This is a genomic window from Pseudomonas sp. DTU12.3, assembly GCF_004124275.1.
Classification (GTDB): domain Bacteria; phylum Pseudomonadota; class Gammaproteobacteria; order Pseudomonadales; family Pseudomonadaceae; genus Aquipseudomonas; species Aquipseudomonas helmanticensis.
On the sequence record NZ_CP027218.1, the window covers coordinates 5048792 to 5059624 of the forward strand.

The following is a 10833-nucleotide window of genomic DNA, read 5'->3' on the forward strand; positions in this document are numbered from 1 at the left end:
CAAGGCAGAAGTTAGTCGTTGATTTAATGGGTAAAGCGGGGGCAAAAGCAATGGGCGAGTGAGTTTGGCCTTTCTGCTACCATGGCGATTCTGTTACTTCAGGTGTTCGATCATGGCATTTCGCCCTCTTACGGCCAAAGCACCCGCCGTTCTCTTGCGCGAAGCCAAGCCGCTCAAAGCCATCCTCGGCCATGCTCAGCGCCTGGGGCATTTGCAGCGTCTGCTCGAAAGCCAACTGCAGCCTGCCGCCCGTGAACATTGCCATGTTGCCTCGTGGCGTGAGGGCAGTTTGTTGCTGATTGTCACCGATGGCCACTGGGCCACCCGCCTGCGCTATCAGCAAAAACGTTTGCAGCGGCAACTGCAGATGTTCGATGAGTTCGCCAGCCTGACGCGGATCCTGTTCAAGGTGCAACCGCCAACAGTGCAACGCGGCGCGGCCGGGCACACGATGGATTTGTCGACGGATGCGGCGGCGACGATTCAGGCGACGGCGGACGGGATCAGTGATCCGGGATTGCGTGCCGCACTTGAGCGTCTTGCGGCGCACGCAAAAGACAAAACCTGAGCGCTATCCGAACGTGAATAATTATTTAATGTGGGAGCGAGCCTGCTCGCGAAGAGGTTGTGTCAGATAACATCAAAGTTGAATGACACACCGCTTTCGCGAGCAGGCTCGCTCCCACATTCTGATCTCCAATACTTCAGGATTAGCGGCGTTTGCTGCCGCCCAGTAGTGAGCCCATCAAACCGCGCACCAATTGTTTGCCGAGGTTATTCGCGGCCTGGCGCATGGCGGATTTCAGCGCCTGGCCAGCGGCGGTGCCGAGAAACTCTCCGGCCCTGTCAGCCAAACTTGGCTCTTCAACCGCAGGCTTGCCGGCGGGTGCCCCGGCTTCCGGCGCCAGGCCCTTACGGCCCATGAGAATTTCATACGCCGATTCACGATCGATCGGCTTGTCGTAGCGGCCCTTGAACGGCGACCCGGCGATCAGCACTGTGCGCTCGGTGGCGGTCAACGGCCCGATCCGTGATTGCGGTGGCGCCACCAACACGCGCTGGACCATTTCCGGCGTGCCCTTCTCGGCGAGAGTTCCGACCAACGCCTCGCCGATCCCCAGTTCGGTCAACACCGACAACGTATCGAACGCCGGATTGGACCGGAAGCCGTCCGCCACCGCGCGCAGGGATTTCTGCTCTTTGGCGGTGAAGGCGCGCAAGCCGTGCTGGATACGCAAACCCAACTGCGCGAGCACGTCATCCGGCAGGTCCGCCGGTGACTGGGTGACGAAATACACGCCAACGCCTTTCGAACGAATCAGCCGCACCACTTGTTCCAGACGCTCCTGCAAAGCCTTGGGCGTGTCGCCGAACAACAAGTGCGCCTCATCGAAAAACAACGCCAGCAGCGGTTTGTCGGCATCGCCGCGCTCGGGCAGTTGCTCGAACAGTTCGGCCAGCAGCCACAACAGAAACGTCGCGTAGACCTTCGGCGCCTCGTGCACCAGACGACTGGCGTCCAACAGATGAATGCGCCCACGGCCATCGGCGGTCGGTTGCAGGATGTCTTCCAGTTGCAGCGCCGGCTCGCCGAACAAGGCTTCAGCGCCTTGCTGTTCCAGCGTCGCCAGACGGCGCAACAACGCCTGACTGGAACCGGTGGTCATCAGCGCGGCGTCGTCGCCGAGCATCTGCGGATTGTCTTTGAGGTGATTGAGCAGCGCCTTCAGATCCTTCAGATCGAGCAGCAACAAGCCTTCGCGATCGGCGACTTTGAACGCGGCGTACAGGGCCGACTGCTGACTGTCGGTCAGTTCCAGCAGGCTGCCGATCAATAACGGGCCCATTTCACTCAACGTCGTGCGCAATGGATGACCGGACTCACCGTGGATATCCCACAACGTCACCGGATAAGCCTGCGCCTGGTAGTTGAGCCACGGCATCCCGGCGATGCGCTCGGCGACCTTGCCCTGCGGGTTGCCAGCGGCACCGAGGCCGCACAGGTCGCCCTTGATGTCGGCGGCGAATACCGCGACGCCGGCGTCACTGAAGGCTTCGGCGAGACGCTGCAAGGTCACGGTCTTGCCAGTACCGGTGGCACCGGCGACCAGCCCGTGCCGGTTCGCCAGGCGCATGGCCTGGCCAATTTCCTGCCCCGCGAAGTCGGCGCCGATAACGAGTTGCGATGAGTCAGGCATTTTGTCACCCGTTGGTTAATCTTTGATTCTGCATGGCCGATAAAGAGAGGTGTAAGACCTGACCAAAAGTCAGGACGGACATTTCCCTAAGGAGAGACGGAAATATCAGCTTACTTTCAACCTTGCCCATTTTGCGCGCTTCTATAAAAGCACGCCCTGGACATTAAGACCTTAGCGGAACCCCAAGCCATGAACAAAAATCTGCGCTTCAGCCATAAAATTTTGCTTGCCGCCGCCCTCATCGTCATCGCCGCCTTCGCCTCGTTTACCTTGTATAACGACTGGCTACAGCGCAACGCGATCCGCGCTGACCTGAACAGCTATCTCAACGAGATGGGCGAGGTCACTGCCGGGAATATCCAGACCTGGCTCAACGGTCGCATTCTGTTGATCGAGAACGCCGCCCAGAACATCGCCATCAACCCGGAACCGGCCAACGTCGCCAGCCTGCTGGAACAGAAAACCCTGACCTCGACGTTCATGGCCACCTATCTGGGCGATGCCACCGGGCACTTCACCATCCGCCCGGACACGAAAATGCCCGACGGTTTCGATCCGCGCGTGCGCCCTTGGTACAAAGGTGCCGAGAGCAGCAGCACCTCGACCCTGACCGAACCGTACATCGACGCCGCCACCGGTCAGTTGATCATCTCGATTGCCACCGCCTCGAAAAAGGCCGGGCAGAGCGTCGGCGTAGTAGGCGGCGACTTGAGCCTGCAATCGCTGGTCGACACCCTCGCCGCGCGTGATTTCGACGGCATGGGTTATGTGTTCCTGGTCAGCGCCGACGGCAAGATTCTGGTGCACCCGGACAAAGCCCTGGTGATGAAGTCACTGAAGGAAGCCTATCCACAGGACACCCCGCGCATCAGCAGCGACTTCAGTGAAGTCACCGTCGATGGCAAGACCCGCATCGTCACCTTCGCGCCGATCAAAGGCCTGCCGTCGGTGAACTGGTACATCGGTCTGTCGGTTGATAAAGATCAGGCCTTCGCAATGCTCAGCCAGTTCCGCACCTCGGCGGTAATTGCCACCGTGATTGCCGTGGCGATCATCCTCGCGCTGCTGGGCATGCTGATCCGCATCCTGATCCAGCCGTTGCACGTGATGACCCGCGCCATGGAAGACATTGCCGACGGCGAAGGTGACCTGACCAAACGCCTGACCATCGTCAATAATGATGAATTCGGTGTTCTGGGGACGGCGTTCAACCGCTTCGTCGAGCGTATCCACGGCTCGATCCGCGAAGTCTCGTCCGCCACCGGCCAGGTCAACGAAGTCGCCCTGCGTGTGGTCGCCGCGTCGAACTCGTCGATGTACAACTCCGATCAACAGGCTTCGCGCACCAGCAGCGTGGCTGCCGCGATCAATCAGCTCGGCGCCGCCGCTCAGGAAATCGCCCGCAACGCCGCGCAAGCTTCCAGTCAGGCCAGTGACGCGCGCGGCCTCGCCGAAGACGGCCAGCAAGTGGTGGATCGCAGCATCAAGGCGATGAATCAGCTGTCGAGCATGCTCAGCGCGTCGAGCAGCAACATCGAGTCGCTGAACAGCAAAACCGTGAACATCGGCCAGATTCTCGAAGTGATCACCAGCATTTCCCAGCAAACCAACCTGCTGGCACTCAATGCCGCGATCGAAGCGGCGCGGGCCGGTGAGGCCGGACGCGGGTTTGCCGTGGTTGCGGACGAGGTACGCAACCTCGCGCATCGCACTCAGGAATCGGCGCAGCAGGTGCAAACGATGATCGAGGAGCTGCAGGTCGGCGCGCGTGAATCGGTCAGTACCATGAGCGACAGCCAGCGCCACAGCCAGGACAGCGTAGAAATCGCCAACCTTGCCGGGGAGCGTTTGAACAGCGTGACTCAGCGCATTGGCGAGATCGACGGGATGAACCAGTCGGTGGCGACCGCGACCGAGGAACAGACGGCCGTGGTCGAGTCGATCAATGTCGATATCACCGAGATCAACACGCTGAACCAGGAAGGTGTGGAGAACTTGCAGGCGACGTTGCGCGCTTGCTCGGATCTCGAGCAGCAGGCTTCGCGCCTGAAACAATTGGTTGGCAGCTTCCGCATCTAAGAGCAAAAGATCGCAGCCTGCGGCAGCTCCTACAGGGATACACAGGTAGGAGCTGCCGCAGGCTGCGATCTTTTTGCTTCTGCCCGCACCGCAGTAATCCCGACCGAACATCTATTCTTGATAAAGGTCAACCAAGGGAGAACACAGCTGCGGAGGGTTGATCACCGTGCATATCGCCGACATCACCATGTTCTACGCCCCGGCCAGCGGTGGCGTACGGACGTATCTGGATGCCAAACATCGTCGTCTGGGCGTCAAACCCGGCATTCGTCACAGCCTGCTGATCCCCGGCGCGGATTTCGGCGAACACGACGGCGTTTACACGGTTCCCGCCCCTGCCCTGCCCTTCGGCAAGGGTTATCGCTTTCCTCTACGCCTCGCGCCCTGGCGAAACGTCCTGCAGGATTTACAGCCTGATCTGATCGAAGTTGGCGATCCGTACCTCACGGCGTGGGCCGCACTGGACGCCCGGCGACAACTGGATGTGCCGGTGATCGGCTTCTATCACTCCGATCTGCCGCTGCTGGTCGGCAATCGCATGGGCCATTGGCTCACGCCGAATGTCGAGGCTTACGTCACCAAACTGTACGGCAACTTCGACCGCGTGCTCGCGCCGAGCCAGGTCATGGCGGACAAGCTCAGCGGCCTCGGTGTGCGCAATGTATTTGTGCAACCGCTGGGAGTGGATCTGCAGACCTTTCACCCTGATGCTCGCGATCCGGATCTGCGCACCCAACTGGGCATCAGCGAAGACACACGGCTGCTGATCTATGCCGGGCGCGGTTCAAAAGAGAAAAACCTCCCCGTGCTGCTCCGATGCATGCAGCGTCTGGGCGCGCGTTATCACCTGCTGCTGGTCGGCCCGTCGATGCCGGCGGTGGTCCCGGACAACGTCAGTGTGATCGATGAATTCCGTCCCGCCGCCCAAGTCGCACGATTGATGGCCAGTGCCGATGTGCTGGTGCATGCCGGTGATCAGGAAACCTTCGGCCTGGTGATCCTTGAAGCCATGGCGTGCGGCATTCCGGTGGTGGCAGTGGCGGCCGGGGCTTTCGAGGAAATCATCAACGAGTCCTGCGGCCTGTTGTGTACGCCGAACCATCCGCAGGCCATGGCCAATGCCGTGCGCGAGGTGTTCAGTCGCGGCTGCGCGACATTGGGTGGGCAGGCGCGTCAGCATGTCGAACAGCATTACGCCTGGGACAGCGTGGTCGATAGCTTGTTGGGCCACTATCACGCGGTGCTCGGCCATTCGCTGCACAAGGTTGCCAATGGCTGAGACACCGAACGACTTCGCCCTGTTATTGGTGCTGCATGACGTGGCGCCGAGCACGTGGGCGGATTACCAGCCGTTTGTCGAAGCCGTCGACGCCCTCGGCGATGTACCAATGACCTGGCTCGTGGTGCCCGATTTCCATCGCCACAATGCCCTCCAGGCACATCCGCAGTTTTGCCGACTACTGAGTGAGCGCGTCGCCCGGGGTGACGAACTGGCGTTGCACGGCTATTTCCACGACGACCGGGAAGCGCCTCCGACCACGCCACGCGACTGGTTCATGCGCCGGGTTTACACCCATGAAGGCGAGTTCTATCGCTTGTCCCGAGAAAGCGCCCTCGCCCGCCTGCGCGCCGGCATCGACGTATTTCAGCAGCACAACTGGTCGCTGCACGGTTTCGTCGCCCCGGCCTGGTTGATGAGTGACGGCACCCGGCAAGCCCTGCGCGAATTGCCGTTGAGCTACACCAGTGATCCGCAGCACCTTTATCGTTTGCCGGATTTCACTGCCATTGGTGCCCCCGGACTGGTCTGGAGCGCCCGCAGTGCCTGGCGTCGAGGCTTGTCGAAAATGCTCAGCGAGCAGCGTGAGCAGCGCTGGCGTCAGGCGCCGGTGATTCGTCTAGGCTTGCACCCTGTGGACATGCGCCACGAGTTCTCCCGCCATTACTGGCTGCACACCCTTGAACGCTTGCTGGCCGAAGGACGCGTACCGATGACCAAAATGCACTGGCTGGCACAACAGCGCGGTCAAGCGGAACGCGCCGCATGAGCCGCGGCATTCTCCTGCTGGTCGGCCTGCTCGCGGCAGTGCTGATCCCGGTCGTGCTCGGCGGTGGTGAAACCTGGGCGCGCCTGCAACGTTTTCCGCTGTCATGGCTGTTGATCATGTTCGCCATGATCCTGCTGTGCTGGGGCATCAATACCCTGCGTTTGCGTTTATTGCTCGGCGATCAGCGCGACCGGGTCACGCCGCTGCACAGTCTCGGCGTGGTCATGGCGGCGGAATTCGCTTATTGCGCCACACCCGGCGGCAGCGGCGGGCCGCTGACGATCATGGCCTTGCTGGCGCGCAATGGCGTGCGTCCGGCGCGCGGCAGCGCAGTATTTGCCATGGATCAGTTGAGCGATTTGCTGTTCTTCCTGTGTGCGCTGAGCGGTATTTTGATTTACGCACTGTTTCAGCACCTCAGCGATCGACTGGAATGGCTGCTGATGGTCAGCGCGATATCGTTGTTTGGCGGCTTGTTCAGTTGCGTGCTGATCGCGCGTTATCACCGCGCCTTGATTCGTTTGAGCGGGCGCCTGCTGGCACGGATGAACGTCGAGGCCAGCACCCGGCGGCGCTGGACGCGCAAGTTGCTGCACTTTCTCGCAGCGTTCACCGATACCTTGAAGCTACCCTGGCAGACCTTGATTAAAGTCTTCGCGTTGACGTGCGTGCACTGGCTGCTGCGTTACAGCGTGCTGTATCTGGCGTTACGCGGGCTGGGTGCGGACTTGCAGTGGGCGTGGAGTTTCCTCGTGCAGATGCTCTCGCTGGGCGCCGGGCAGTTCAGCCTGTTGCCGGGCGGTGCGGGAGCGGCAGAGTTGACCTCAGCGGCGCTGTTGGCTCCGATGGTGGGGAAATCCACCGCAGCGGCGGCGATTCTGATTTGGCGGGTAGTGACGTATTACTTCTATCTGCTGGTGGGTGGCCCGGTGTTTTTGTTGATGCTGGGTCGGCCGTTGTTGCGCAAATTGATGAAGGTGCCGCAGACGTAAAAGATCGCAGCCTGCGGCAGCTCCTACATTAAAACCCGATCCCTGTAGGAGCTGCCGCAGGCTCGGGCCGCGATCGGACGATCTTTTCAGGCATCCACTGTTTCATCATCAGACTCCGGTTTGAGTTGTTCCCACAACTCGGCCGCACCGGGAAACTCGGTGCCATCCTCCGGGCTCATGTCCTCCGGGTCGTAGCGACTCAAACAGCCCTCGCCCAATGTTGCCGGGGCTTTGGACGTGGCTTTGTCCAGTGGATCACTCATGAGCTTTTCCTCGGGGCTTAAATCACAGCGGCTTAAATGACAAAGGGCCTGGACGATTGAACGCCCAGACCCTTCGTTTTTCAAGCCTGTGTGGGTTCGATCAGAACACCACGGTCTTGTTGCCATGCACCAGCACGCGATCTTCGAGGTGATAACGCAGACCGCGCGCCAACACCATCTTCTCGACGTCACGGCCGAAACGCACCATGTCTTCGATGCTGTCGCTGTGGCTGACGCGCACCACGTCCTGCTCGATGATCGGGCCGGCGTCCAGCTCTTCGGTCACGTAGTGGCAGGTCGCACCGATCAGTTTCACGCCACGCAGGGAAGCCTGGTGGTACGGCTTGGCGCCCACGAACGACGGCAGGAAGCTGTGGTGAATGTTGATGACCTTGTGCGCGTATTCGCGGCACATGTCCGGCGGCAGGATTTGCATGTAGCGCGCCAGCACTACCACTTCGGCGTCGTGCTGTTTGACCAGGCGCGACACTTCGTCGAAGGCCGGTTGCTTGTCCTGCGGATTGACCGGGACATGGTAATAAGGAATGCCGTGCCACTCGACCATGCTGCGCAGATCGTCATGGTTGGAAATAACACAGGAGATGTCGCAGTCCAGTTCGTCGCTGTGCCAGCGGTGCAGCAAGTCGGCCAGGCAGTGGGATTCGCGGCTGGCCATCAGCACCACGCGCTTTTTCTGCTCGGTATCGGTAATACGCCAGTCCATCGAGAACTCTTCGGCGATTGGCGCAAACTTCTCGCGCAATACTTCAATACCGAATGGCAGCGAATCGGCACGAATCTCGTGACGCATGAAGAACCAGCCGACCTGATTATCCGAGTGGTGGCTCGCTTCGGTGATCCAGCCATTGTGGGCTGCCAGAAAATTACTGACTTTGGCAACGATGCCAACGCGGTCCGGGCAAGATATCACCAGCCGAAAAGTGCGCATGAGGGGAAACTCCAGAACTTCGCAAAGGCCGCCATTCTAGCGACTGCGCAGGAAAACTGCAGTATTGATCAGCGCTGGCGTGGGCGCCGCCACGGCGTAAGGCGTTTTCACAGGGACAGTCGCCGGCATGATGGCGTGCTAATGGCGCTGCTTGATCAGACAAGTGTGAATATCTGTGATGACTGCATCACACTATTTAACTGAATATTCAATTTGCCGCTAATTCCCCGTAACTAATTCAAATAAAAACTCCGGTTAAATGTTTACTTGATGAAACAGCCTGACTATTATTGCGCCACTGTCCCTGCCATTCAGCACTCTACTAAGGTAGTAATCATGTCCTTGATCAACGAATACCGCGCCACCGAAGAAGCTATCAAAGAGCTGCAAGCCCGTTTGAAGAACCTGTCGCAAGACGACAAACTGCAAGCCGAGCTGGAATTCGAAGGCAAACTGCGCACCCTGATGGGCGAATACTCCAAGTCCCTGCGTGACATCATTGCCCTGCTGGATCCGGATGCAAAATCCAAAGCTCCACGTGGCGGCGCAGTAAAAACTACCGGCACCAAGCGTGCTCGCAAAGTTAAACAATACAAAAACCCGCACAACGGCGAAGTCATCGAAACCAAAGGTGGCAACCACAAAACTCTGAAAGAGTGGAAAGCCAAGTGGGGCGGTGACGTGGTTGAAGGCTGGGCTACCCTGCTGGGCTAAGCCGCAACGCCTTCGCAGAGCGATCTGCGATAAAAACAAACGCCAGCTTGCGCTGGCGTTTTTTTATGCCCGCCATTTGTGCGGCGGACATGTTCGATTTCAAAGATTCAAACGTTTGCGTAATGCCTCGACATAATTCTGCCATTCACCGAGTACCTGGTTTTGCATCGGCGTAGCATTTGGCAGCCATTGCTCCAGCGCCTGCGCAAAAGAATCGAGGGTATTCGGCGCGCCCATTTCGGCTTGCGACAAACGCTGCTGGCAAAATATTCTCCAGCGTTCCTGCTCTGCAAAATTCAAGGTATCGGGAAAGTTGCGTGCTCGATATCGAAAGAGCAACTCAGGCAAACGTTCATCATCGAAAGGCCATTGCTCTTGCGCTAATTGCGCAGGGTCTGCGGTTCTCACTTGCTCACATAGACGTCGATCGCGGTCACCGATAAATCCGTCGTACAACTGTTGTTCCGGATCCTCGCTCGGGGTGAAGTCTTCGCTGGCATAAATCGTCGCAACTTTATCTTTCCAGACTAGTTGTGCGTCAGTTAGCCGCAGTGCCCGTTCCTGATAAAGCGCCATGTCCAGGCCCAGGCGTTGCTGATCTGCCGGACGCAACACCGCCAGCGGTGCCACCACCGGGCAACGGTTGACGTGAATCAACTTCAGCGGCACCGGCAACTCACCTTCCAGCAAGTCATCGCGGCGGGTGTACAGGCGCTGGCGCAGGGTTTGTGCGTCGAGGTCGAGCAAACCCTGCGGGTCGAGGTGCAGGTCGCAGACGATCAAGGCGTTACGGTTTTTCGGGTGCCAGGCCAGTGGTAGCACCACTCCGATGTAATTGCGCGCCGCTGAAAAACGCCCGGAAACATGCACCATCGGCTGCAAAAGACGAATCTGGTCCATGACTTTCTGCTTGCTGCGCAACTGGAACAGCCAGTCATATAACTTGGGTTGTTTCTCGCGGATCAGCCGCGCCAGTGCGATGGTTGCGCGTACGTCCGACAACGCTTCGTGGGCATGGCCATGGTCAATATTGTTGGCGGCGGTCAGGCGTTCGAGCTTGAGGGTGACGCGGCCTTCGTCATCGGTCGGCCAGACCAGCCCGTCGGGGCGCAGTGCGTAGGCGGCGCGCACCACATCGATCAAATCCCAGCGGCTGTTACCGCCTTGCCACTCGCGAGCGTAGGGATCGAAGAAATTGCGATACAGGCTGTAGCGGGTCATCTCGTCGTCGAAACGCAAGGTGTTGTAACCGGCGCCGCAGGTACCGGGCGCCGCCAGTTGCGCATGCACCCGGGTCATGAAATCGGCCTCGCTCAAACCCTTGTCGGCGAGCTGGCTCGGGGTGATGCCGGTAATCGCGCACGCCGCCGGATGCGGCAGGATGTCTTCGCTGGGCTGGCAATAGAGATTGACCGGCGCGTCGATTTCGTTGAGGTCGTGGTCGGTGCGAATCCCGGCGACCTGCAACGGGCGGTCGCTACGGGGATTGATGCCAGTGGTTTCGTAGTCGTACCAGAAGATGGAAGTCACGGGCGGTTCCTGAACTGAAGATCGGCGAAGTCTAGGCGTTCAACCGCGGTCGCGGCCAGC

10 protein-coding genes and 1 pseudogene are annotated in these 10833 nt (G+C 59.6%); 7 read left to right on the forward strand and 4 right to left on the reverse strand.

Translation table 11 applies throughout. The annotated features are described in order from the left end of the window. The first annotated feature begins 112 nt into the window (after positions 1–112). A complete protein-coding gene (locus C2E19_RS23180; RefSeq protein ID WP_129395245.1) occupies positions 113–568 on the forward strand; it encodes a DUF721 domain-containing protein in 456 nt (151 codons plus the stop codon). A gap of 142 nt (positions 569–710) precedes the next feature. Here C2E19_RS23180 and C2E19_RS23190 read toward each other — a convergent pair whose 3' ends face one another. Continuing rightward, the gene (locus C2E19_RS23190) at positions 711–2198 is read right to left on the reverse strand and encodes a helicase HerA-like domain-containing protein (RefSeq protein ID WP_129395246.1); all 1488 of its coding nucleotides are present in this window, start codon (positions 2196–2198) and stop codon (positions 711–713) included. Positions 2199–2387: 189 nt separating this feature from the next. Between C2E19_RS23190 and C2E19_RS29480 the strand changes: the two are divergent. The 5 genes and pseudogenes from C2E19_RS29480 to C2E19_RS23210 form a co-directional block, all read left to right on the forward strand. After that, positions 2388–3419: pseudogene (locus tag C2E19_RS29480) on the forward strand (cache domain-containing protein); the annotation flags it as partial. Between the two features lie 93 nt (positions 3420–3512). After that, on the forward strand, positions 3513–4277 hold the full coding sequence (locus C2E19_RS29485; protein WP_372238489.1) for a methyl-accepting chemotaxis protein: 765 nt from the start codon (positions 3513–3515) through the stop codon (positions 4275–4277). Positions 4278–4464: 187 nt separating this feature from the next. Then, on the forward strand, positions 4465–5556 hold the full coding sequence (locus C2E19_RS23200; protein WP_174823978.1) for a glycosyltransferase family 1 protein: 1092 nt from the start codon (positions 4465–4467) through the stop codon (positions 5554–5556). Beyond that, positions 5549–6325, forward strand: a complete 777-nt coding sequence (locus C2E19_RS23205) for a DUF2334 domain-containing protein (protein WP_129395249.1) — start codon at positions 5549–5551, stop codon at positions 6323–6325. The genes C2E19_RS23200 and C2E19_RS23205 overlap by 8 nt, the downstream gene beginning before the upstream one ends. Continuing rightward, positions 6322–7317, forward strand: coding sequence for a lysylphosphatidylglycerol synthase transmembrane domain-containing protein (locus C2E19_RS23210; RefSeq protein WP_129395250.1), 996 nt, complete (start codon positions 6322–6324; stop codon positions 7315–7317). Before C2E19_RS23205 ends, C2E19_RS23210 begins: the two co-directional genes overlap by 4 nt. Before the next feature lie 86 nt (positions 7318–7403). On the opposite strand, the gene C2E19_RS29040 is transcribed toward C2E19_RS23210, so the two are convergent. Together C2E19_RS29040 and purU are read right to left on the reverse strand one after the other, a co-directional pair. After that, positions 7404–7580 (reverse strand): hypothetical protein, encoded by a 177-nt coding sequence (locus C2E19_RS29040; RefSeq protein WP_164979449.1) that lies wholly within the window; start codon positions 7578–7580, stop codon positions 7404–7406. A gap of 100 nt (positions 7581–7680) precedes the next feature. Beyond that, the gene (gene purU, locus C2E19_RS23215; protein ID WP_016983125.1) at positions 7681–8529 is read right to left on the reverse strand and encodes a formyltetrahydrofolate deformylase; all 849 of its coding nucleotides are present in this window, start codon (positions 8527–8529) and stop codon (positions 7681–7683) included. A gap of 336 nt (positions 8530–8865) precedes the next feature. Here purU and mvaT point away from each other — a divergent pair, with 336 nt between their 5' ends. Next, positions 8866–9243: a histone-like nucleoid-structuring protein MvaT gene (mvaT, locus tag C2E19_RS23225; RefSeq protein WP_064391821.1), complete on the forward strand. Its 378-nt coding sequence runs from the start codon at positions 8866–8868 to the stop codon at positions 9241–9243. A gap of 99 nt (positions 9244–9342) precedes the next feature. Here mvaT and sbcB read toward each other — a convergent pair whose 3' ends face one another. Then, entirely contained in the window at positions 9343–10773 is a 1431-nt protein-coding gene (sbcB, locus tag C2E19_RS23230; protein WP_129395252.1) for an exodeoxyribonuclease I, read from the reverse strand. Positions 10774–10833 lie beyond the last annotated feature (60 nt).